This window comes from Williamsia serinedens, assembly GCF_024171725.1.
Classification (GTDB): domain Bacteria; phylum Actinomycetota; class Actinomycetes; order Mycobacteriales; family Mycobacteriaceae; genus Williamsia_A; species Williamsia_A serinedens.
The window spans coordinates 204606-229044 of sequence record NZ_JAMTCG010000002.1 but is presented as its reverse complement, the minus strand read 5'-3'; the positions used below and the strand labels follow the sequence as shown (position 1 = coordinate 229044).

Below are 24439 nucleotides of genomic sequence, written 5' to 3'. Positions count from 1 at the left end.
ATGTCCATGCTGGTCGGAGTACCCGTCTACGGGCAGCAGGAGCTCACCCACGACGTCGTCCACGACCTGACGCGCGAGCGGATGGACTTCGTCATCGTCGACAACCGCGGCGACTACGAACCGGTCGGTGACGAGAAGGTGGTCACGCCGCCCCGGAACCTGGGGTGGGCGGGCGGTTCCAATCTCGCTCTGCGCCTGGCGTTCGCGGAGGGCTACGACTGGGCGATGACCCTGAACAACGACGTCCGCCTGTCCCGGGGATTCGTCGACGGGGTGCTGCCCGAGGGACTCCCGGACGACGCCGGTGTCGTCGCCCCTGTCTACGACGACCGCGCCCACCTCGCCGTGCTCAGCGACTACGCCGGCCCGGCGGAGGAGTACACGCCCCGCGACGTGTACCGCGTGACGCCGATCGTCGACGGCACGGCGATGGCCATCAGCCGCGACGCGTGGCGGGACGTCGGGGAGCTCGACGAGCGGAGCTTCGGGTCCTATGCGTGGGGCGCGAACCTGGACCTGTGCCTGCGCGCCCAGGACGCGGGATACGGGGTGTACGGCACCGAGACGAGCTTCATCAACCATCTCGGCCGTCGGACGGTCCGCGAGATGGACGGGAGATACGTTCGGCGGGCGATGAAGTCGATGACCCGGGCGATGAAGACGCTCTACGGCCGCAACTGGCGGTCACGAGCCTTCCCCCCGGTCATCGAGCGGCGCGAGCTCGGCACGCACCGCGTCGTCGACACGTTGGTGCGGACCCCCGACCAACACGGCTGACCCGGGTCAGTTCTCCCCGTGGGCGACGCGTCGGTGCCGTCCCAGCCGGTGGGGGACATCGACCGGCGTCAGCCGGGCGACGGACCCGTCGCCGGACTCCGTCGGGATCCGCAACGCCGACAACAGATCCCGGTACAGCGGGCTGGAGTCGAGCAGTTCGTCGTGGGTGCCCTGGGCGATCAGGTGGCCGTCCTGCAGGACGACGATCATGTCGGCGTCCACCACGGTCGACAGTCGGTGGGCGATCGTGATGACGAGCCCGGTGCGGGCGTGGTCGACGATGGCGTCGTGGATCGCGTTCTCGGTCAACGCATCCACCTGGGCCGTGGCCTCGTCGAGGAGCAGGACCGGGCGGTGCGCGAGCAGGGCGCGGGCCACCGCGACGCGCTGACGCTGTCCCCCCGACAGCGACGTCGAGGAGATCTCGGCGTCCAGGCCGCCGGGGAGGTCTCGGACCATGCCGCTCAACGAGAGACGGTCGAGCACCTCGTACATCTCGGCGTCCGTCGCCTCGGTGTTGATGAGCCGCAGGTTCTCCCGCAGCGTGCCGGGGATCAGGGGTGATTCCTGCTCCACGTAGGCGAAGTGGTTCCTGGTGCTGGACGCGGGGACCTCGTGGTACGCGGTCGTCCCCAGCCGCAGCTCACCGCTGTCCGGGTCGAGGAAGCGCAGCAGCAGCGACAGCAGCGTCGTCTTGCCCGCGCCCGACGGGCCGATGAGGGCGACGTGCCCCCGGTTGGGCATGCGCAGGTCGATCCCGTTGAGGACCGGGTCGCCGCCCGGGTACGCGGCGTGCACGCCCCGCAGCAGCATCCCGGAGCCGTCCCCGACCGGATGGTCCGCATCGTTCATCGACGGGACCTGCGGACCGAGCGCGGTGGGTCGCTCCGACTCCGAGGGGATCGCGTCGATCTGGCGGATCCGCCGGGCCGCGGCGAGACCGGCCTGCAGGCCGGTCAGGCTGGTGCTGAGCTGTCCGATGGGGTCGCCGATCTGGAAGGCGTAGAGCAGGAAGGCGACGAGCGTCGAGACCGTCATCGCGCCGTCGGCCACGCGGACGGCGCCGACGGCGAGGATCACCAGAACTGCGGCCTGCACCCCCGTCCACGAGGTCGTGATGGCGAGAGCCTGGCGACGGACCGCCTTCATGTTGAGATCCCTGGACCGCTCGGCGATCTCGTCGAGACGCGACCGCACGCGCTCCTCGGCGGTCGCGGCCTTGATGGACTTGATGGCACGCAGGCTGCCGTCGAGCTCGGCGCCGAGCTCACCGACCGCGGCCTGGGCCTGCTCCTGCGACTGCGCGATCGCCGGGAGCAGCAGGCCGAACAGGATGACCACCACGATGACCGCACCGATGGTGACCGCGACCAGCGTCAGGTCGAGGATCGCCATCATCACCAGTGCGCCGAACAGCATCACGATCCCGTTCACGCCGCCGACGATGCTCGACGAGGCGGCGTCGCGGAGCAGCAGCGAATCGGAGGTGACGCGGGTGACGAGCTCGCCGACGGGGCTCTTCTGCAGCGGGGTGAGCCGCGCGTAGAGGAACCGCAGGTTCATCCGGCGGCGGGCGTCGTAGACGACGCCTTCGGAGAGACGGCCGAGCGTCACCATCTGCCACCACTGCGCGACGGCACCGACCGCGACCAGTGCGACGAGGATGCTCAGCGGTCCGGTCATGGTCGCCTTGCCGTTGACCGAGTCGAGGATGTGCTTGGTGGCGAGCGGGGTGCCGAGGCGGGCCCCGGTGGCGATCAGTCCGGCCAGCGTCGCCAGTGCGAACAGCGGGAGGCGGGGCCGGATGAGTTCCCAGAGCAGGCGCGTGCGGGGCTCGTCGGAGTCCGGTGCCGCAGCCTTTCCCGTGGTTCCCCTGCCCATGACTCGACAGTGTTCCAGACGCCGTGGGCAGCGGCTCGGTGCGTGGCGTGGGCCACGATCGGTCGCGGTCAGCCTCGACGGTCGAGACCGTGCAGTTCGCGCAGACGGGCGTTGTACGCGGCGAGCGCGGCCTCGTCGTCGTCGAGATCGGAGTCCGGACCGCCGGAACCGTCACCGATCGTGGCCTCGCGCCGGGCGCTGTCGAGCCACGAGGTGCGTCGTGGCTCCGACGGGTCCCGCGTGCGGTCGCTGCGGATCCACTGGGCCGCGACGACGAGGAGCAGACACATCATCAGACCGTCGCCGCCGAACCACATGATGGCGCCGGCCAGCGACTGGTCGGCGAGCGGATCAGGACCCCAGCCCATCCGCGACGCGGCGTACGCGGGGGCGATCTCGGTGCCGGTCAGCATCAGCACCACGCCGACGAGCGTGTCGGGACCCATCGCGATCAGCAGGGTGACGAAGCGGACCGGGTGCGACAGCTCGTGGCCGCTGATCTCGGTGCCGATGCAGGGCAGGAGGAACAGGTACCCGGACACCAGGTAGAGGACCGTCTCCGCCTCGTGGACGGCCATGTTCTCGCTCATCAGCTGCTGGAAGCCGGTGAGGTGGGTGCCGACGAGGACCGCGGCGTACAGCGGGACGGTGAACGCCGGGGAGGTGAGGAACCGGGTCACCGGGAAGCCCAGGACGGCGCGAATCCGACGGGCACCGGCCTCCGACGAGGCCTCCACCGCGAGTCGGATGGGCTGCGCGAGCACCAACAGCAGCGGGATCACCATGATCAGCAGCAGGTGCACGATCATGTGGACCGAGAACAGGTGGTGGGCGAACGCCGCGACGGGCGAGTTCAGCACGACCACCAGCAGGACGACCGCGGCCGCGAGCGCTGCGATGCGCCCGACCGGCCAGCGGCGCACCCGGACGACTCCGACGGCGTACCCGACCACGGCGACCGCGATGACGGCCCACCACACCCAGGTGACGGTCCAGTCCGTGAGGAGGTCGGGGCGCTGCATCGACATCACGCTCCCAGTATGCGCCCGCTCAGGGTGTGTCTGATCCGCCCGTTTCGCCGGATTGCGCTGCGCCGGAACCGGTCTGGTCGACCGCGGGCGGGGTGTCCGGGGTGACCGGCGGGGTGGGGGTGGTCGGCGACGGCTCGACCGGTGTCGGGACGGCCGGGTCGGTCGTGGGGACGGGCACCGGCGGCGGGGTCGATGCCGGCGTCGTCGTCCGTGGTGGGGGTGGGGTGGCGGCCGGACCACCGCCGGACCGCGCCGGTGCCGGCGCCGCAACCACCGGTGCCGGGCTGACGTTCTCGGCCGGAGCCACGGTCTGCCACGTCTCGGGTCCACCCCGGGCGGTCGGTGTGTCGACGACGACGCTGCCGCCGACGGTTGTCGTGCTCACCGGGCCGACCACGACCTGCACCCATCCGCCGCCGGGCGCCGGCACCGTCACCAGCTGTATCGGCCCCACGGTGGCCAGTGCCGGGAGTGAACCCGGCCTGGGGGCTGCAGGCCCGCTGACAGATCGCGCATCCGACGTGATGGCGGTCGATCGCACCGAACCGCCCGCCGCCGCCCACCAGGAGCCGACGACGACAGCGCTCGCTACGGCCGCGAGCGCCGCGGTGGTCGCGACACGGTGACGCAGCAGAACCGCGCCTGCGGGCGTCCGCGGGGTGGTCGAGCGGCGGGCCACCTGCTCCCGCAGTGCCGCGCGGGCGGTCTCGAAATCCCAGTCGTCCGCCATCTCCACCTCACTTCCGACGAACCGATGTCTCGATTCGATCACGGAAGATAGCAGACAGCTGATCGTGAGTGGTGGTCATTACCGCAGGTCACAGGTGGTGCGTGCGTCAATATCCGATCGATCGCATGGGGGCGGGGTCCCACAGACCGGACCGTGTGGCCGTCCCCAGGTCGAGCCGGGCCGTCGACGCCGGCTCGATCTGCGAGAAGCGCTGCAACGAGCCCCAGTCGTTGCCCCAGTTGTTGCGGAGGTAGGTCGCGAGCAGCTGCGGACGCAGCATCGCCTCGGTCAGGCCGAGAGGACCGCCGGCCTTGCCCGACATCCACGTCTGGCTGTTCTGCCGCGTGGCCCCGGCGTCGGGGAGGATGCGCCACAGCGGTACCTGCGCGACACCGTCGTGGACCCCCATCGGCTTCTGGCACGGGAAGACGAACGCCGGGACCCAGTCGATGAGGACGGGGTCGGTGCGTCCGACGACCTTCTCCAGCGTCGTCAGCGTGCTGATCCGGGGCGGGGTGACCGCGACCCACTGGTCGGTGCCGCCCCCGGCGTCGGCGACGACGAGGCGCGCCACCGAGGCGCCGGCCGGTGCGTCAGACAGCGGGAACCGCAGGTTCCGCCATGTCGGGGCCTCGCCGACGTCGATCGGGGTGCGCTGCCCGATCGGGACGACGGTGCCGTCGGCGTCGACGCGCCCGTACTGGACGCGGACCGTCTGCCCCGCCGAGGTGATGCCGAGCCCGTTGACCGCCTGGACCGATCCGGCGACCGACACCGTCAGCAGCGGGGCGTCGGAGGTGCGCGGCGGCATCTGGTACCAGTCGGTGGAGAACGACCCGCCCGGTCCGCCGTAGCTGCCCAAGACGGGCGTGCGGTCGGGCGACAACCCGAACGGCAACCGCACCGTCGACCCGTTCACGCCGCGGGCGCCCTGGCCGCCACCGGTTCCCGCCTCGCTGGACTCGTCGGCACCGGAGTCCGACGACCCGGCCGAGCCCGCGGTGGTGTTCGTGGAGCTGCTCGTCGTCGAGCCGGTGCTGTCGCTGCTCTGGGTGGTGTCGACCGACAGGTCGTTCGGCACGCCGTTCGGGGTGAACCCCGACGCGCCGGACCCGGCGAGCGCGTCGCCGGGGGACGTCGTCGGTGACTGGCCGGCGACGCGTGCCGGGGACAACAACCCGGCGTTCGGGTCGGTCTCGACGAGGACGTCGTCGGCCATGCCGCAGATGTCACCGGTCAGCGCGCGGGCGTTGGAGCTGGCCCAGGAGAAGCTGTCCCGTTGCGCGACGGCGCCCTTCACCATCGTCAGCACCTCGAAGATCACGACGAGCCCGATGAGCGTGGGGATTACCGCGCCCGCGAGGCGGGTCCGCGTCGTCGAGCCGGCGTCGCCTGTGCGGACGGCGTCGGCGACGTGGTCGTCGCGCAGGTGTCGCCAGAGGCCGACGAGCGCGGCCACCACCGAGAGCGCGAGCAGGACCCAGTAGAGGCGGATGCCCGCGATGGCCGGTGGGCGGTCACGCCACGGCACCCCGTAGGTGCCGACGAACCACCAGCCGTTGATCCCGGCGAACGCGATGCCCATGACGAAGAACAACCCCGCGACGAGGAACGCCCGGTTGCGACGGCGTCGCAGGACCGCGGGGGCGGCCATCGCGCCCGCCGCGGCGGCCAGGCCGGCCGCGATGCCGGCGTAGACGCCGAGGTGGTGGGTCCATTTCGTGGGGGTGAACGAGATGATGAAGACGGTGCCGAGGATGACCGCGATGAGGCGCCATACGGGTCCTCGCGCGATGCCCTTCGGCGACCGCCGACGCAGCATCATCAGCATCACGAACACCAGCAGCAGGAACATCGTCAGGATGCCGAACCGGCGGGCGAGTGAGGCGTCGACCTGGTTGGGCAGCAGCAGGTAGTAGTAGCGGACCGGTTCCTGCCACCACTCGAGGGTCGGGCCGACCGCGCTCGCGACCTTCGAGCTCGTGATGACGCCCGACAGCGTGTTGTCGGCGAATATCTCGAACAGGACCGCCGTCCCGGCGGCAAGGATCGGCGCGAGGATGGGCAGCAGGCCGTCGCGGCGGCGTCGGCGGGCGAGCCGTTTCACCAGCGGTCGGATGCCGGCGACCAGTGCCGCGACGGCCATGAGACCACCGGGCGCGATGGCGAGGGTGAACGCGGCGATGACCGTCGCGGTGGCCAGCGGCAGGAAGCGTCCGGTCGCGATCGCCCGGTCCACCGCGCACCAGGTGAGCAGGGCGCCGACGGCCAGCGCGGGTTCGGGACGGAGACCGTTGTTGAACGGCAGCCAGATGGCCAGGAACACCGCGGCGCAGGTCCACACCGCCGGCGTCGAGTGCCGCACGGTCCGACCCAGGCGGGGGATGACCTCGCGGCTGAGCAGCCACCAGCCGAGGAGGCCGAGGAGGAAGGCGGGCAGTCGCATCCACGGCGCGGCCAGGCTGACGTGAGTCATGGCCCGGATCACCTGATAGTGCCAGCCGAACGGGTCCTGCGGCACGCCGAAGTAGCGGTAGTAGTTGATCGGGTAGCCGGCCTCGTCCGCGACGCGGCCGACGGTGAAGTTGTAGCCGTCGTCGGAGGTGTTGCCGCCGAGGAACCACCACAGGGCCAGCGTCACCACGACGACACCGTCGACGGGTCGCAGCGTCCACCACCCGGCGGGCAGGAAGCGGCGGTGCCGGCGTCCGTCGCCGGCGTCGAGGATGCCCAGCGAGATCAGCGACACCAGCGTCATGGCGATGCCGAGCACGATCGCGGTGAACTTCAGCGTGGTCGGCGTCGTGACGAATCGCGTGTCGATGGTGGCGCGCACCGACAGTCCGGTCGTCGGGGTCGACTGGGGCAGGTCGGTGTAGATGCCGACGATCTGCGGGCGCAGGTTCGGGTCGCCGACGGAGAAGGTCAGCTGCCCCTGCGCCGAGTCGGGGAGACCGACGATCTGCGCGCGGGTGCCGGTGCCCGTCAGCTGCATCTCGATCCGGCAGTCCGGGTTCGACTGCGCGGCGGCGCGCGGCGTGTTGACCAGCACGACGTTGCGGTCGGTGACCTGTATCTGGTCGGAGGTCACGGACACGAACAGGCCGCGGGCGTAGGCGTCGGAGCCGGCCGGCGGGATGGTCGACAGCAGGTTGCCGCCGTACGACGGCAGACGCGATGCCGTCGAGCAGGGGACCGCCACCTCGGCGTCTATGGGCACGAACGACACCAGCGGTGCGGCGACGGCGTTCACGCCCTGCTGCGGCCAGGTGAGCTGGGCGGTGGTCTGGTTGACCGGCAACAGCGGTGTCGCGATCGCGAGCAACGCCCCGAGCAGACCCGTCACCACCGCGACGAGACGCACGATGCGCAGACGTCGCGCGGACGTCGGCGGCGCCGGCGGTCTCTCGGTGGTGGTCACAGTGCGTCCCTCGGTGTTCTCAGGGGTGGTCGCGGCGTCGCCGTCGGGCTCGGGGGTGCTCATGAGTCGTCGGACCTCACGACACGCAGCGATCCCTCGCGCGTCCAGCCCCACCGGTTCTGCTCACCGAGGGTGGGCACGGCGGTCGGGGCGTCGGGTGCGAGCGGGGTGAGTCGTTCCAGCGACCCCCAGTCGCGGTACCAGTCGTCCCGCAGGTAGGTCGGCACCGTCGTCGGGGTGGTGGTCCCCTCCGAGATGCCCAGCACGCCACCGTCGTCGGACGACATCCACGTCTTCGACTGGGAGAGCGCGGTGATGCGGTCCGGCAGGATGCGCCAGCGCGGCACCTGGGTGATGCCGTGCCGTGACTCGATCGGCCGCTGGCACGGGAACTGCTGGGCGACGGTGAAGTCGACGAGAGTCGGGGTGTTGCTGCCCACCACGTCCTGCAGCGTCCGCAGCTGGGCGGCACGCGGCGGGGTGATCGCCAGCCACTGGTCCGAGGTGAGGTTGTCGTCGACGGCGACCAGTCGCATCACGTCGGCCCGGGGCGGGATGACCGCGGTGGGCACGCGCAGGTTGCGCCAGGGGCGATTCGGCGGTTCGGGTCCGGGGTCGATCGGCATGAACGGGGCGCCCACCTGCGTGAACTGCCCGTCGGGTCCGGTGGTGCCGAACTGGACCTGCAGCGACCGGCCGAACTCGCCGACGCCGTCGACGTCGACAGACGCGATGGCGCCGGCCGCGGTCACGACGATGAGCGGCGTGCTGCCGCGGGCGGGCAGTCGGTACCAGTCGGTGGTGAGCGAGGCCTTGCCCGAGTCGAAGCCGAAGCTGCCGAGCACGGGTGTGCGCGCCGGGTCGAGACCGAACGGGAGCGCGGCCGTCGACCCGTTCACCGTGCGCGGACCGTTGCCGCCGAGCGTCCCCGGCGATCCGCCGAGCACCGTGTAAGGGTTCTGCACGATGCCCGCGACGTTCATCTGTCCCGGCCGCGACTGCGATCCCTCGGGCGAGAGGTCGGAGGCGACCCCGTTCGGGGTGAAGCCGACCGGGTCGGTGCCGGCGAGTGCCTGCGACGCCGACCGGCCGTCGGCGGGCACGAGGGTGCCGGCGTTCGCGTCGGGCTCGACGAGCACGTCGTCGGCCATCGCGCAGGTGTTGCCGCGCAGCGCGTCGAGGTTGGCGGAGACGACGGTGAAGGACGGCCGGGCGACAGCGGCCTTCGCGAAGACGGCGAGCTCGGCGACGACCATGACGATCGCGATCACGGCGATGGGCGACGACGCGAGGACCAGACGACGGCGGTCGGCGCGCGAGGCGGTGTCGACCGGGGCGTCCACCGTGGACGAGGAGTCGTGGACCATGCCGCGATGCGTGGTGAAGTCGAGCCGGAGGTGCAGGTAGACGGCCACGGCCGATGCGACCACGGCGAGCACCAGCAGGATGCTCGAGACCTGGATGCCGGCGAGGACGGGTGCGCGGTCGAACCAGGAGATCCCGAAGTCGTACGCCCACGGCCATGCGTTCTTGCCCGCCATCGACGCGGCCAGCGCGAAGAGGAGACCGGCGACCAGCGCCATCAGGTTGCGCGACGACCGCGCAGCCGACTGGGCGATCGCGACGGTCGCGACGGCGGCCAGCGCCGCGGCGATCCCGGCGAAGATGCCGAACTGGATGGTCCACTTCGTCGGCGTGAACACCCAGAGGATCAGCGTCACCCCGACGGCGCCGATGCCGCGCCACACCGGGCCCGGGTCGATCCCACGGATCCGCCTGCGGCGCAACATGACCGCCAGGACGATGAACAGCGAGGCCAGCAGCAGCAGGACGGGGACGCGGCGGGTCAGCGCCCCGTCGTCGGTGCTCACCGTGAGGAAGAAGTAGCGGAAGTACTCCTCGTGCCAGCTCAGCGACGGTCCGACGGTGAACCGGATGCGCACGGCGTCGTACACGGTGGCCAGGGTCTGGTCGCGGAACACGACGACGAGGGTGAGCAGGCCGGCGGCCACGATCGGGAAGACCAGTGCGGCCCAGCCGACCTCGCGCCGGCGGCGCAGCACCACCGACACCATGGGTCGCGCGCCGACGATCAGGACGGCGACCGCGATCACGCCGTGCGGGGCGAGCGCGAGTGTGAGTCCCGCGGCGAAGGTCGCCAGCGCGGCGGGCAGCAGCCGTCGGGTGCCGATGGCCTGCTCCACGCCCCACCAGGTCAGCAGGGAGCCCGTCACGATGATCGGTTCGCTGCGCAGGCCGCTGTCGAAGGGCAGCCAGAACGCGACGAACAGCGCCGCGGCGGCCCAGATGGCCCAGCCGCTGCGGCGGACCGCGGCTCCCATGCGCGGGAGCAGCACCCGGCTGAGCACGAACCACGACACGAGCGCGGCGATCAACTGCGGCAGGTGCATCCACAGCCCGGCGGTCGAGACCGACGACCAGTGACCGAGGAAGCTGTAGTACCAGTCGAACGGCGCCTCGGGGATGTCGAACCAGCGGTAGTAGTCGCCGAGGTAGCCGGCGGCGCCCGCGGTGCGGCCCATCGTCAGGATGTAGCCGTCGTCGGGCGTCCCGGCCCCGAGGAACAGCCACACGATCATGACGGCGGTGACGGCCATGTCGCTGGCGCGCGGCGCGAGCACCCGCCGCCAGGACCGTAGACCGACGCGTCGGTGGTGGCCGCCGAGCCAGTCGAGGCGGGCGAGCGCGATCGACGCCAGGGCGACCGCGACGATCCCGACGATCATCACCAGGAGCTTGAGGACCGTCGGCGTGCTCGCGAAGCGGCTGTCGACGCCGACGTCGACGCGGAGACCCTGGGCGACGGCGGCCTGCACGCGGGGCGTGCTCAGCGTGGAGTAGATGCCCGAGACCTGCGGACGCTTGTCCGGGGTGACGGTGGTCGCCGGCCCCAGCCCGACGAACTGTGCGCCGGTACGGGTGGGGGACACGACAATCTGCAGCGATCGGCACTGCGGGCTCGCGATCGCGGCGCGGGACGCCGACGCGGCGACCTCACCGCGGAAGGAGACCGTCGCCGTCTGCGCGGTCGCCGACACGACGAGCGACTTCTGCGCCGCGCCGTCCGCGCCCGTCGGCATGGTGGCCAGCAGCGTGCCCGACGAGCCCAGGGACGAGAACAGCGAGCACGGGATGGTCGCGGTGAGTGTCTGCGGGGTCTGTGCGGTGAGCGGTGCGACGACCGACGGGGTGTCGGCGGCGAGCTGCTGACCCTGCGGCCACGAGATCGACGAGGTGGTCGTGGTGACCGGCAGCAGCGGCGTCAGTGCGCAGGCGACGATGCCGACGAGTCCGGCAACCACCGCCACCAGGCGTGCGGTGCGCGCGGAACGGATCCCGCCCGTGCTGGGGGACCCGTCGTCGGACGGTCGGGCGGTCATCGGCACGAGGACCGATGGTAGGCGACAGGGTTCTCAGTACCGGATGGGTGCAGGGCTCCACAGCCCGCTCCGTGTCGCGGTACCCAGTTCCAGCCGAGCCGGTTCGACCGATTCGTCGTACGGCGTGTAGCGGATGAGCGCTCCCCAGTCCCGGCCGATGTCGTCCTGCAGGTAGGACGGGACGGTCGTCGAGTCGAGGGTGACCTCGATCCACCCGAGCGGGCCGCCGCCGGAGGCGTCCATCCATGCCGAGACCGCCGCGGAGAGGTCGGAACCGGGCATGATGCGCCACTTCGGGACCTCGGCGACACCGTCGCGGTGGTCGAACGGACGCTGGCACGGGAACGCCAGGCCCGAGGTCCAGTCGATCTGGACCGGGTCGCGGCTGCCGACGTAGGACTGCAGGGTCTGCACACGCGGCGCCCGGGGCGGGCTGAACACCATGAAGCTGTCGCTGGCGAGGTTGTCGTCGACGGCCACGATGCGGATCGCGGTCGCGTCGGCGGGCAGCGAGCTGCGGTAGATGCGCAGGTTGCGCCACGACGGGCTGGGCCCGGGGTCGATCATGCCGACCGATCCAGCGGCGACGAGGTCGCCGTCGCGGCTGCCGGTGCTGCGCGTGTACTGCAGTTCCATCTTCGTGATGTCGAACGACCCGGCGACGGCCATCGCGATGAACGGCCGGTCGGGGCTCTTCGCGGGCAGTCGGTACCAGGCCGACGTCAGCGAGGCCGGAGCCTGGTCGTTCTGGCTGTAGCTGCCGAGCACCGGGGTGCGGTCGGGGTCGAGCCCGAAGGGCAGCTTGGCGAACGAGCCGTTGACGCCGGGCTTCTCCATCTCGCCGCCGCCGGTGCCGCCGGAGCTGCTGGTGAGGACGTCCGACGACGCCGTCACGTTGGTGGCGAGCACACCCAGCGACTGCTCGCTGGCCTCGGAGTCCAGGGACATGGGGAGTCCGTTGGGCGTGAAGTTCGTCGTCACCGACGGCTGGGGCTTGTCCGAGCCGTCCTCCTCGTCGGTGCCGGACCCGCCGGTGACGGTCCCCGAACCGGCCAGGGGGTTGCGCAGTGTCGGGTCGACCGGCGTCAGCAGGTTCGCGCTCGGGTCGGGCTCGACCATCACCTTGTCAGCCATCGCACACGGCTTGCCGAGCAGCGCGTCGACGTTCGACGACGGCACCGAGAACGAGCCGCTCTGGTTGACGCCGGACAGCACCGCGGTGACGAGTTCGAACGTGACGATCGCGGTGGCGATCACGAGGATCGGCGCACCCCCCGCACGGCGGGCCGCGGTGGTACCCACGCGAATCACCGTGCGGGGCTTGCGCGTCGACGTGGGCGCATCCGCATCTGCATCTGCATCCGGTTGCGCGGTCGCGGAACAGGGTGCCCGCAGGTGGAACCAGCCGGCGACCGCCAGGGCGGCGAAACTGAGGTAGAGGAGGAGGTTGCCGAGGTCGAGGACGACCTTCACCGTGTGCGTGCCGTACGGCATCCCCCAGTTGGAGATGTAGTAGTAGGCGTTGGGGCCGGTGAAGGACAGGCCGGTCACGAAGAGCACCAGAGCGGTGACGAGCATGCGGTTGCGCGGCGAGCGCATCGCCCTCCCGGTCACCGCGATCGCCGCGATGGCGGCCAACGCCGCAGCGAGCCCGGCGAAGACGCCGAAGTGGTGCGTCCACTTGGTCGGCGTGAACATGAGGAACACCAACGAGGCGAACGTGATCCCGACGATGCGTCGTGTCGGTCCCATCGCGGTGCCGGGGATCCTGCTCTTGCGGAACAACATCGCCCCGGACACCACTAGCCCGACGAGCATGAGCAGCACCGCGAAGCGGCGGCCGATCGAACCGTCGGCGGAGAACGCGAACAGCGACGAGTAGCGGTTGATCTCGTTGTACCAGTGCAGCGACGGCCCCAGTGCGGTCTTCATCTTCGACGACTGCAGGAACGCGGTCAGCGTCAGATTGGAGAAGACGACGTAGATGACGAACGTCCCTGCGGCGAGGATCGGTGCCACCATCGCCAGCAGCGCGACCGAGCGCCGTCCGTCGCCGCGGATCACCCGCGACCGCTTCAGGATCGACATGATCATCGGCCGACCGCCGGCCACGAGCGCGGCGACGGCCAGCAGACCGGTGGGTCCGGCGGCGAGGCTGAACGCGCCCAGGGTGCAGGCGACCGCGGCGGGGAGTGTGCGGCCGGTGGCGATGGCGCGTTCCACCGAGCACCACGTGAGCAGGGCGCCCAGGCAGATGATCGGTTCCGGTCGGAGGCCGTTGTCGAACGGGAACCACGAGGCCAGGAACACCACCGCCGCGGTCCACGGGACGACGCGGTTGGTGATGGCGGCGCGGCCGAGGCGGGGCAGGATCTCGTGGGACACGATGAGCCACACAGCGATCCCGCAGACCAGCGCGGGCAGACGCACCAGGGGACTGGCCGTGCTGATGTGCGCCAGCCAGCCGAAGACGCTGTAGTACCAACCGAACGGCGCCTCGGGCGCCCCGAACCACCGGTAGTAGTTGGCGGTGTAGTGCGCATGTTCGGCCACCCGCGACATGGTCAGGAGGTAGCCGTCGTCGGAGGTGTTCGCGCCGACCACGTGCCACACCAGGAGTCCTGCGATGACAACCCCGTCGCGCGGGTTCAACCGCCACCAGCGGGCGGGGAAGATGCGGCGGTGCCGGCGGCCGTCGGTGCCGTCGAGCACGGCGAGCGCGACGAGCGACACCAGCGTCATGACGACGCCGACACCGATCGCGGTCCACTTCAGCGCGGTCGACGCCGTCGAGTAGCGGGAGTCGATGGTGGCGTGGACCGTCAGGCCGTCGAGCTGAGAGCGGGGTGCGGTGAGATCGGTGTAGACGCCGGTCAACTGGGGGCGTTGGTCCCCGTCGGAAGTGCTGCCCTCCAACGGTTGTCCGTCGCTGCCGGTCATGCCGACGAACTGGGCGGTCACCTCGTCGGACGTCGCGCGGACCTCGATCGACCGGCAGCCCTGCTCGCGCATCTGGGCGATCGTCGCGCTCACCAGCGGGTTGTTGCGGACGACGACCTCGACCGTGCGGGAGTCGAGCGCGTCGCTGCTGCGGCCCGAGAGCCGTACGAAGAGGCCGCGTTCCACGGCTTTGTCCGCCGCCTTGGGTGTCGTCGAGACCAGGACGGACTGTCCCTGTGCGCCGAGGAGGGTCGCGGCCGAGCACGGCACCGATATCTCGATGTCGACGGGCACGTAGCTGACCAACGGTGCGACGACCGACCGAACCGGGTCGTTCGCGGCGGTCGCCGCGGACTGCGACGACTGTGAGGTCTGCGGCCAGTCGATCTGCGCGGTCGTCTGTCGGACCGGGAGCAGCGGGGTGGCGAGCGCGAGTACGAAACCGAGCAGCCCGGCGACCACGGCGACGACCTTGGCGATCCTCACGCGGTCGCCCGTCGGTCGTCGAGATGGGCGGTCATCAGGCACAAGAGGTGATCGTAACCAGACGGCGGGGCCCTACAGTTGTGCCATGTCCGCACCGACCGTCCTGCTGCTGAACGGGCCGAACCTCAACATGCTCGGCACGCGTCAACCGGAGGTCTACGGCACCGCGACGCTGGCGGACGCGGTGGCCGTCGCCGAGCGCGCCGCCCGCGACGTCGGTGTGGAGCTCACCGCACGCCAGACCAACCACGAGGGCCAGATGATCGACTGGGTCCACGAGGCCCGGGGGACGGTCGCGGGGATCGTGGTGAACCCGGGCGGGTGGACCCACACCTCGGTGGCGCTCGCCGACGCCCTGGTGATCCCGGAGGTGCCCGTCGTCGAGGTCCACCTGTCGAACGTCGCCGCGCGCGAGCCGTTCCGGCACCACTCGTACGTGTCGCCCATCGCCACCGCGGTCATCGCCGGATGCGGGATCCTCGGGTACGACTTCGCGATCCGGACTCTGGCCGAGCGCCTTTCGAACCGGTGACGTAGATCACAGGTCGTCGCCGTCGCGGCTGGCCTGACCTGTGTTCGCGCAGCCGTGCCGCTCTCGTTCACCCGCTGTACCCCTGCGCGTGGGGGATGGGACGCCCCTGCGCCTCCGTTAGTATTCCTCGCAATGTTCACAGGGTCGCGACGGAGGGACGCCATGTCGGGTGCACGTCCCTCCCGCGACAAGCGCAGCACGCGTGATGTTGCGGAGCCCGTCGACGACCGCCTGCACGATGTCGAGGCGTCGTTGACCCGTTCCCGGTTCCGCGTCCTCTCCGCGCTCCTGACCTACTTCTCCCGCCCGCGGTGGTGGGTGGAGATCGCCGTCATCGGCGCGCTGTACGCCATCTACTCAGCGATCCGGAACAGCGTGGGCGAGGTCGCTGCCACGGCCTATCGCAACGCCGGCTCCATCCTCGCCTTCGAGGACCGGTGGCACGCCGCGATCGAGCGGCCGCTCAACGACTGGGTCCACAAGACCCCGGTCGTGGCCGACGTCGTCGCACTGCAGTACGCCTCCCTGCACTTCATCGTCACGCCCGCGGTGCTGGTCTGGCTGTTCTTCCGGCGCTCGGCGTACTACCGGCGCGTCAGTGCGGTTCTGATCCTCACCACCTGCCTGGCCCTGATCGGCTTCTACTGGTATCCGACTGCGCCGCCGCGGCTGCTGCGTCACGAGGGCTTCGTCGACGTCATGAGTCAGACGTCGTCGTGGGGGTGGTGGCCTGAGTCGGGTGCTCCCGGGTCCGACGCGATCTCCAACCAGTTCGCGGCCATGCCGTCGCTGCACTGCGCGTGGGCTGCCTGGTGTGGGCTCGCGCTCGTCTTCCTCGCCCGTCGTCGCTGGGTGAAGGTGCTCGGCGGCATCTACCCGTTCACGACGTTCTTCGTCGTGATGGGGTCGGGGAACCACTTCGTCCTCGACGTTCTCGCGGGCCTCGGCACGCTGGCGATCGCGGCCGGGATCGTGTTCGGCGTGCGCCGTCTGTGGGCGGCGCGGGTCAGCGGTCGACTCGCCGCGCTGCGGGAGGAGGCCGGTCTGCCGACCGAACCCGCCCCCGTCGAGACCACCGGCACCGATACCCTCGACGCGTGCGCCCCGCAGGACCCGTCGGATCGACTCGACGGAACACCCCGCCCGGTGCCGGCGACCCCGACGGTCCCGCCGACGCAGCTCGGATGACGACCGGGGGCACGATCCCCCGTCGAACGCTGTCCGACCCCCCGGCCTGGACGCGCGCGCTGCCGTTCCTCGTGGCCGTCGTCGCGGCCGTCGCTCTCGTCGTGGTGCGACCGACCCTCGGCGACCTGCAGGCCGCGATCGCGCGTGAGGAGGCGGCGCGTTCCGGTGTCGGCCTCGGCTACTGGTTCGGCTGGTACGGCGGCGTCAGCCCCGGTAGCTATTCGCTGATCGTCCCCGCCCTGTCGGCGCTGGTGGGATCACTGGCCCTGTTGGCCATCGCGACGCTGGTGATCGCCCTGCTCGCGCACCCGATCGCCCACCTCCGACCCGGTGCGACCTCCGCGGCCCTGTCCGCCCGCCCGACGATGACGACGTGGGCCATCGTGGTCGCCGCGATCCTCAACATGATGTCGGGTCGCGTGGCCTTCTCGGTGGGCGCCGCGATCGCGCTGGCCGCGGTGCTCGCGTACGGGCACGGCCGGAGCCTGCTCGCCGCGGTCCTGCTGGTGGTGGCAGGCCTGGCGAGTCCGCTCGCGCCCGCGTTCGTCGGGCTCGCAGCGGTGGCGTTCCTCCTCGGCCCCGACCGCCGGTCCCGCGACCTGTGGTCACTGCTCGTCGGCGCGGGCCTCGGTGTGCTGGTGCCGTTCGCGCTCTTCGGCGCGCCCGGCGCCCAGGGTTTCCCGTGGACGACGCTGTTCTGGGTCGTGCTGATCGGTGTCGGCAGCGGCATCGCCCTCACCGCGACGCCGCACCGCTACATCGCGCCCATCGCGATCGCCGTGGCGGTCGTCGTGTTCGCGATCCCGAACGGCGTCGGCTCCAACCTCAGTCGGTTCTTCTGTCTCGTGCTGCCCTGCCTGGTCTTGTTCTTCTCGCGACGATCGCTGGTGATCGTCCTCGTGGCGCTCGTGCCGGCGGTGTCGTACGCGGGTTTCGTCGCCGTCGCCGATCAGGTCGCCGTCGCCGACTCGGGCGACTCCGAGAGCGACTACGCCCCGCTGCGGCTCGCGCTGCTTCAGCGACCCGGCCTCATCAACCACCGGGTCGAGCTGATCGACGCCGGCACCCACGCCGGTTCTCACGAGCTCGGGTCCCTGGTGAAACTGGCACGCGGATGGGAGAACCAGAGCGACGCCCGCTTCAACCCCATTTTCTACGCCGAGGGTGCGTTGACCCCGCTGTCGTACCGACAGTGGTTGACGGAGAACGCGGTGTCGTGGGTCGCGGTGTCCGACAAGCCATTACGGCAGGCCGAGAAGGAAGCGGCGCTGGTCCGCCGTGGTCTGCCCTACCTGTCGGAGACCTGGAGGGGCGACGGCTGGACGCTCTACCGCGTGGCGAACGCGGCGTCGGTGGTGCCGGCCCCGTTGCGCCTGATCACCGAGACCCCCTCGGAGATGGTGGTCGACGTGCCCGACACCGGGACGCATCCCATCCAGATCCGGCCCAATCGCTACCTGGTGGCCCGTAGCGTCGAGGACCCCACGCGCACAGCGTGTCTGGCGTCGACGTCGGACGAGTGGGTGACCATCCGTGCGTCCGAGCCCGGTCGCTACACCCTGCAGGGAGCGCTGTCCGTCCGGGGCGTGCTCGCCGAACTGTCCCCCAGCTGTACCTCGTGACCGCGGCGGTCCACTCTGTGGAGTTGTCAAAGTACTGATGCGGTCCTGACGTTCGGTCAGGTGCGGAAAATGTAGTGTCGCTGAGTCGTTGTCAGGCGGCCATGGTGTCGAGGCGCAGTGTTCGCCGACTGTAGGCGGGTTGCAGTTCGCGTCGGGGGTCGACGGTGGCTGGTGGCCGGATCCAGGGGTGGCGGTCGGGTCCCATGACGATCTCCCAGCCGTGCTGGTGGACCGCGACGTGGCAGGTGCGGCACAGCAGGCACCCGTTGTCACAGGTCGTCGCCCCGCCCTGCGAGAACGGCAGAATGTGGTGGACATCGGTCCACGAGGCGGGGTTGCCGCACATCACGCACGACTGGTCACGGGCGACGATGGCTTTGCGGGTGCGCCCGGTGAACAACCTGGCCTTCGGGGAGATGTCGATCGGCGCGGCGTCGACATCCACAGCGATGCGGGTGACCGAGGCATCGCACGACAGCAACGACACCGCCTCGTCGGAGACGCTGCCCATCCACTGCAGATGCGCCGGACCCGCCGGGGTGACCCCGCAGCACTCGTCGTGGGTGGCGGGCACGGTCAGCAGGATCTCGGTCTTCGCCGACCCGACCAGCCCATCGACCCCGAGGGCGCGGGACGCCGCCTCGACAACTTGCACGAACGCATCCGCCCGCCGCTGATTCGCCGACCGCGGATCGGGTGTCCCGTCCGGTAGCGGCCGCGGCCGTGACGCGGTGTCGATGCAGGAGATCAGTCGTTCGCCGGCGACGACGTCGAGGTCGAACGACCCCGCCAGCCGACCGTCGTCGCGCTGCGCCCACGACACCTCGTTCAGAGCGGTGTCTTCAGCAATCGGAGTCGCCGCCTCCTCGTCGTGCACCTCGGGTTGGCGCTGAAGCGCGATTGCCCGCGCCCGGTCGTCGATCTCCACCGGCGACCGCCCGGCCAGGGCGTGCCCAATCAGCACCGTTTCGGTCTCGGTCGCGAGTTCCGACCCGAGCGGTGACCTGGTGCGCGTGCGTACGTGGCGGACTCCGCGGGCGACGGCGTCGGCGTACTCGCCCGACATCGACCCATCCCGCAGATGCCTTGCCAGCGCCGGCAGGTGCGCGACCGCACGCCCGAGCCGGATCGCCCGGGATGCCACCGCAGGCACACATCCGTGTCGGCGCAACAGCTCCCGCACTGACATCCCCACCCGCTTCGCCGTCCCGTGGCACTCGATCTCCCCGGTCACCCGGGCCAGCAACCCGTCCGCAGCGTTCCGGGCAGCGACCGCGGCCCGTAGCCCTGCCAGCAGCGCGTCATCGTCCGCGGGCGGTTCGCACTCGCGGACGGCATCGGCGAGACGATCAGCCGCCTCGACAACCTTCTCGAACATGTGTGCGATGTTATCGGCGCTGCCCGACAGCCGCAGCCGCGGTCAGGCAGGGACCCCCGCAACTTGTGGAACCGGCGAGATCTGTGGACAACCCCTACGCGAGGGCCGTCGCCACCGCGTCCGCGATCGGCCCGTGGAAGGCGGGTCCGTGTCCGGGCAGGATCACATCGACGTCGAGTGCGGCGAGGGCCTGCACCGAGGCACGGTTCGTGGCCAGGTCGTGGTGGAAGGCCTTGTGCAGGCACTGCGGTCCGTGCAGGGCAGTGGTGCCGTGAGCCGTGATGAGCGCGTCGCCGGACACCAGCACGTGCCCGTCGCCGACCAGATAGGTGCTGTGGCCACTGGTGTGGCCGGGACACGCCACCGGTCGCGGGCGTCCCGGCAAGGGCAATTCTCCCGCGGTCGGGAACGCCTGTGCGTCATCGATCCCGCTGCGGTCGAGTACGCCCAACCGGGAGACCTCGAGAAGCCACAGCGCGACGCGTGGGCGCCATGCGAGCGGCGCGAGGTCGGCGGGACCCGCCTGTTCGAGGTACTCACGTCGGACGTGGTGGACCTCCACGGGATCGGCGTAGACGGGGAACCCGTGGCGCTCGGCGAGCACCCGGAGGCCCCCGATGTGGTCGACGTGGGCGTGGGTGACCAGGGCGCCGCGGATGTCCGCCGGCGACGCGCCGACCTCCCGAAGCGAGGCCTCCACCGCGTCGACCTGTTTCGGATAGCCGCCGTCGATCAGCGTGACGCCCGAATGGTCCTGCAGCACGACCCAGTTCACGTGGTCGGTGTGGACGAAGTGGACGTGGCCGCCCCGTCCGTCGTCGAGGGTCTCGATCGTGGAACCGGTCATCGTCGCACCACCAGGACGAACGGGCCGACCTCGGTCACGGTGAACCGGGGGTCGGCGAATGCGGCGGCCGCGAACGTGACGGTGTACCGCTTCACGTTCGGGTCGTTGGGGTAGACGTCCGCGGCGAGACGCAGTGCGTAACCGTCGGCGCTGTAGCGGAACAGGAACACCGTGGGCGGGTCCCACGGGGAGGCGTCGAGTGCCGCGATCATCTCCTGCGGCGTCGAGATCTTCGACCACCGTTCGATGGTCTGCGCACGCTTGTCGAACTCCGCCAGGGGGTTCGCGTAGTGCGAGGTCAGGCCCTGGAATCCCCAGTAGGGATAGATCGACAGGAAGCCGTAGTCGGCGGTGAGGACGACGGTGTCGTCCCGCGGGCGCCCGGTCTGCTGCCGGACCAGCTCGTCGATACGGGGGAAGTACGACTCCGCGCCCGGTGGCCGCTTGTCGGCGCGGACCCCGTACCCGTCGGTGTCGGTGTAGGCGGTGGTGATCTCGTTCGACAGGTGCGACGGGATCCCCTGCGCGAGCCCGATCGCGCCGACGGCCCCGAGGACGGCGATCCCGAGGCGCACGTCGCCGAGGCGGTCGACCACGAGGTGGGCGAGTTCGATCACGCCGAACACGCCTGCGGCACCCAGGATCACCGCGAGCACCGGCTCGAGACGGAACGCGAGCAGCGTCGTCCCGATCGCGGTGACCGCCATCGACAGCAGGCAGAACAGATAGATGGCGACGGTGGTGATCCCCAGCGCCAGAGCGACGCTGCGGGTACGGACCCGGAGGACCATCCACACCAGGCCGACGGCGCACAGCAGTCCGATGAGGTTCAGCTGCAGCATCGGCGCGGGCAGCGTCGCGCCGCCACTGGGCAGATAGTGCTCGGCGGTGCCACCGCTGGCCGGCTCGGATCGCAGACGCGCCAGCAGATACGGCGCCCACACGAGCAGGGCGACCAGTCCGGACAACACCCCCATGCCGACCAGACGCGCCACGACAGCGAGCGTCGTGCGGACGCGGTCGCGGCGGATCTCCGTCGGTGCGACGGCCGCGTTCGACGACGATCGCAGCGCGTCCAGGATCAGCCAGGCCGCCATCAGAACGGCTGCGAGGGCGAACAATCCGGTGAAGAGCGTGTAGAACGTCGCGCTGACGCCGAGGAACAGTCCACCCGCCACGAGCGCGGGGACGCTGCCCGACCGCAGCGCGTGCAGGATCACGACGAGCATCGGTGCGCCGACCAGGATGAGTACGGCCGCATAGGGTTCCGGGCCCGCGTAGTAGATCGTGAGAGCGGTCGTCGCGAGGGTGACGGCGATCGCGAGGTCGGTACGGATCATCCGCGACCACAGGGCGAGGGCGATCGCCGCGGCGACCGCGATCGTCAGGATCGACCAGGGCTTGAAGGCCTCCCACGCGGGCTGCCCGACGGCGTTGGCGTAGCGGCCACCCAGCCAGAACCATCCGGCGGGGTAGTAGGGCGCCAGGCCCCGGTAGGTCATGTCCGCCAACCCATGGGTGTCGGTCAGCCGGGTGAGGTACTCGGTGCGGAACTGCTGGTCGACGGAGATCCCGAACAGGTACAACTTCGTCGCCCCGAGCGGCATCGCGAGCGTCACCGTCGCGAACCCCGAGATCCCGACCCACCCCAGCAACGGCACGAGGCGACCGGCCCGCCCCGCCCGCCACAGCAGCGCCGCCACCAGAAGCAGCACGACGGCGACCGTCTGGCCCAGCGTGGTCAGCGCGCCGGTGACGTTGGAGGAGTTGAAGGCCGGCCACTGGACCTGTCCGATCGCGACCAGGGCGACGGACGCGACGACGGCCGCGGTGACTGCGGCACCGGCGATCGCAGCGGCACCACGCAGATGCGCAGCCCGAGGACGGCGCGGTCCGCCCGGCACGACGGTGGGGCGACGGGTGTCCGCGACGGTCACGGCGCGACTCAGATGGGGAGGCGGCGGAAGATCGGCCGCGGGACGTGCCGCAGCGCCATCATGATGAACCGGAACGGCGGCGGCGCCCAGACGATCTCCTTGCCGGCGTCGGCGGCGCGGACGGCGAGCTGGGCCACGTCCTCCTTGTTCACCGTCAGCGGGGCCTCCTCGACGTGCGCCGAGAGCCGGGTGCGGACCTGTCCGGGGCGGATGACGAGAACGCGGACCCCGTACTCGCGCAACGCCTCCCCGAGTCCGAGGTAGAAGCCGTCGAGACCGGCCTTGGTGGAGCCGTAGACGAAGTTCGACCGGCGGACGCGCTCGCCGGCGACCGAGCTCATCGCGATGATCTGGCCGTGCCGTTGTTCCCGGAGCTTCTCGCCGACGAGGACGCCGACGGACACCGCTGCGGTGTAGTTGATCTGGGCGGTGAAGACGGCCTTGCGCTGGTCCTGCCACAGCTCCTCGTCGACACCCTGCACGCCGAACGCGACGATTGCGACGTCGATGTCGCGCTCCGAGAACGCGTCGTCGATCACCGCGGCGTGGGTCTCGGGCTTCAGGGCGTCGAAGTCGATGCGCCGCACCGACGCGGCACCGGCGGCCGTCATCTTCTCGATGGCCGCGTCGCCTGCCGGGTCGCCGGGCACGGTGGCGAGCACGACGTGCATCGGTCCCTTGCGGAGGTACTCCTCGCAGATGGCGAGACCGATCTCCGACGAGCCACCGAGCAGCAGCAGCGATTGCGGGACGCCGACGGCGTTGATCATGGGGTCCTCTCCCGGGAGCGGTGGTGTGTGGCGAGCGTCGGTGCGGCTCAGCCGAGTTCGAGGCGGCGCGCCATGTCCGACATGAAGACGCCGTCGGGGTCGATCCGACGGCGGACGGCGATCCACTCGTCGATCTTCGGGTACATCGAGTGGAACGACTCCGCGCTGGTGCGGGAGTCCTTGGCGGTGTATAGACGCCCACCCATGGCCATCACCCGACGGTCGAGGTCGTCGAGGAACTCGGCGAGACCACGTTTGACGGGGAAGTCGAGGCAGACGTTCCAGCCCTTGAAGGGGAACGAGAGTGGCGCCTGGTTGCCCTCACCGAACAGCTTGATGACGTTGAGGAAGCTGACGTGCCCCGACGCCTGGACGAATTCGATCGTCCGGGTGAACTCCGCCTCGTTCCCGGTCGGGACGATGAACTGGTACTGGCAGAACCCGCCGCCGCGTCCGTAGGCGTTGTTCCAGTCACCGAACACGTCGAGCATGTGATAGAAGCCGGCGAGGTTCTTGACCTTGCCCTCGCTGGGCGGACCGATGCGGTAGTACGCCTCACCGACAAGCGAGAAGCTCGCCTTGTTGGCCAGGCCGCGCGGGAAGATGTCGGGGAACCGGACCAGCGGCTTGTTGTTGAACGACAGCGGGTCCTTCTGCAGCTTCTCCGGCAGCTCGTCGACGCGGGCGAGGTTGCCGCGCGAGAAGGTGCCGCGGCCGAGCTTCGGCGGTGCGCTGATGGAGTCGAACCAGCCCGACGCGTACTCGTACCCGTCCTCGAAGCCGTCGGCGAGGTGCAGGTCGATGGTCTCCTGCAGGGAGTTGGTCCGCGCGGTGTCGGCGATGAAGTAGGCGCTCTCGGTCCGCTTCATCTGGATCTTGGCCCGCAGGATGATGCCGGTGAGGCCGATGCCCGCGACGGTGGCCCAGAAGATCGAGCCGTCGGGGTCGTCGGGCGTGCCGGTGGGCGTCAGCGTGAGGACGCGGCCGTCGGCGACGAGCAGGGTCATCTCGACCACGTGGTTGCCGAAACTGCCCTGGCTGTGGTGGTTCTTGCCGTGGATGTCGTGGGCGATCGCCCCGCCGATGGTGACCTGACGGGTACCCGGCAGCACGGGGACCCACAGTCCGAACGGCAGCGCGACCTGCATCAGCGCGTCGAGGCTGACGCCCGCGTCCACGTCGACGATGCCCGTCGCCTCGTCGATCGAGTGGATCCTGCGGATCCGGGTCATGTCGACGGTGAGGCCACCCGAGTTCTGGCCCGACTCGTTGTAGGACCGGCCCAGCCCGCGCGCGATGACGCCGCGCCGCAGGTAGGAGGGCTTGTCGGCCTGGTCGTCGGCGACGCGCGCGACCGCTTGCGCGACCACCTCGACGTCGGGGGTGGAGAGGACGTCACCCAGGATGGGGGTGGTCCGGCTCCAGCCGACGAGTCGACGGCTCTCGATGGGCAGATCGGTGGTGGACATCGCCGCACAGCCTAACGCGCGCACACCTT

General features: G+C 70.6%; 15 protein-coding genes. 4 read left to right on the top strand and 11 right to left on the bottom strand.

Translation table 11 applies throughout. The features are described 5' to 3' along the window. Nucleotides 1-777 carry a glycosyltransferase family protein gene (locus LX12_RS04560; RefSeq protein WP_253653347.1) on the top strand — a complete coding sequence of 259 codons (777 nt, stop codon included), beginning with the start codon at nucleotides 1-3 and terminating at the stop codon, nucleotides 775-777. 6 nt (nucleotides 778-783) lie between these two features. Here the strand turns inward: LX12_RS04560 and LX12_RS04555 are convergent, their stop codons facing one another. The 6 genes from LX12_RS04555 to LX12_RS04530 all read right to left on the bottom strand — a co-directional run bounded on the left by LX12_RS04555 (nucleotide 784) and on the right by LX12_RS04530 (nucleotide 14667). After that, complete coding sequence (locus LX12_RS04555; protein ID WP_253653346.1) at nucleotides 784-2658, bottom strand: ABC transporter ATP-binding protein; 1875 nt, start codon at nucleotides 2656-2658, stop codon at nucleotides 784-786. A 68-nt stretch (nucleotides 2659-2726) separates the two neighbouring features. Beyond that, a complete protein-coding gene (locus LX12_RS04550; protein WP_253653345.1) occupies nucleotides 2727-3680 on the bottom strand; it encodes a cytochrome c oxidase assembly protein in 954 nt (317 codons plus the stop codon). 28 nt (nucleotides 3681-3708) lie between these two features. After that, nucleotides 3709-4419 carry a hypothetical protein gene (locus LX12_RS04545; protein ID WP_253653344.1) on the bottom strand — a complete coding sequence of 237 codons (711 nt, stop codon included), beginning with the start codon at nucleotides 4417-4419 and terminating at the stop codon, nucleotides 3709-3711. Nucleotides 4420-4525: 106 nt separating this feature from the next. Next, nucleotides 4526-7903 carry an arabinosyltransferase domain-containing protein gene (locus LX12_RS04540; RefSeq protein ID WP_253653343.1) on the bottom strand — a complete coding sequence of 1126 codons (3378 nt, stop codon included), beginning with the start codon at nucleotides 7901-7903 and terminating at the stop codon, nucleotides 4526-4528. Further along, the gene (locus LX12_RS04535; RefSeq protein ID WP_253653342.1) at nucleotides 7900-11241 is read right to left on the bottom strand and encodes an arabinosyltransferase domain-containing protein; all 3342 of its coding nucleotides are present in this window, start codon (nucleotides 11239-11241) and stop codon (nucleotides 7900-7902) included. Before LX12_RS04535 ends, LX12_RS04540 begins: the two co-directional genes overlap by 4 nt. Before the next feature lie 33 nt (nucleotides 11242-11274). Then, nucleotides 11275-14667, bottom strand: coding sequence for an arabinosyltransferase domain-containing protein (locus LX12_RS04530; protein WP_253653341.1), 3393 nt, complete (start codon nucleotides 14665-14667; stop codon nucleotides 11275-11277). 85 nt (nucleotides 14668-14752) lie between these two features. On the opposite strand from LX12_RS04530, the gene aroQ reads away from it, so the two are divergent. From aroQ to LX12_RS04515, 3 genes are all read left to right on the top strand, one after another. Next, nucleotides 14753-15199, top strand: a complete 447-nt coding sequence (aroQ, locus tag LX12_RS04525; protein WP_253653340.1) for a type II 3-dehydroquinate dehydratase — start codon at nucleotides 14753-14755, stop codon at nucleotides 15197-15199. Nucleotides 15200-15361: 162 nt separating this feature from the next. Next, entirely contained in the window at nucleotides 15362-16387 is a 1026-nt protein-coding gene (locus LX12_RS04520; RefSeq protein ID WP_253653339.1) for a phosphatase PAP2 family protein, read from the top strand. Continuing rightward, a complete protein-coding gene (locus tag LX12_RS04515) occupies nucleotides 16384-18009 on the top strand; it encodes a hypothetical protein (RefSeq protein WP_253653338.1) in 1626 nt (541 codons plus the stop codon). The genes LX12_RS04520 and LX12_RS04515 overlap by 4 nt, the downstream gene beginning before the upstream one ends. Before the next feature lie 91 nt (nucleotides 18010-18100). On the opposite strand, the gene LX12_RS04510 is transcribed toward LX12_RS04515, so the two are convergent. The 5 genes from LX12_RS04510 to dprE1 form a co-directional block, all read right to left on the bottom strand. Then, entirely contained in the window at nucleotides 18101-19387 is a 1287-nt protein-coding gene (locus LX12_RS04510; RefSeq protein ID WP_253653337.1) for an HNH endonuclease, read from the bottom strand. Between the two features lie 94 nt (nucleotides 19388-19481). Continuing rightward, nucleotides 19482-20234: an MBL fold metallo-hydrolase gene (locus LX12_RS04505; RefSeq protein ID WP_253653336.1), complete on the bottom strand. Its 753-nt coding sequence runs from the start codon at nucleotides 20232-20234 to the stop codon at nucleotides 19482-19484. Further along, entirely contained in the window at nucleotides 20231-22171 is a 1941-nt protein-coding gene (locus LX12_RS04500) for a galactan 5-O-arabinofuranosyltransferase (RefSeq protein WP_372504925.1), read from the bottom strand. Before LX12_RS04500 ends, LX12_RS04505 begins: the two co-directional genes overlap by 4 nt. 8 nt (nucleotides 22172-22179) lie before the next feature. Next, a complete protein-coding gene (dprE2, locus tag LX12_RS04495) occupies nucleotides 22180-22941 on the bottom strand; it encodes a decaprenylphospho-beta-D-erythro-pentofuranosid-2-ulose 2-reductase (protein ID WP_253653335.1) in 762 nt (253 codons plus the stop codon). 47 nt (nucleotides 22942-22988) lie between these two features. Then, complete coding sequence (gene dprE1 / locus LX12_RS04490; protein ID WP_253653334.1) at nucleotides 22989-24410, bottom strand: decaprenylphosphoryl-beta-D-ribose oxidase; 1422 nt, start codon at nucleotides 24408-24410, stop codon at nucleotides 22989-22991. Nucleotides 24411-24439 lie beyond the last annotated feature (29 nt).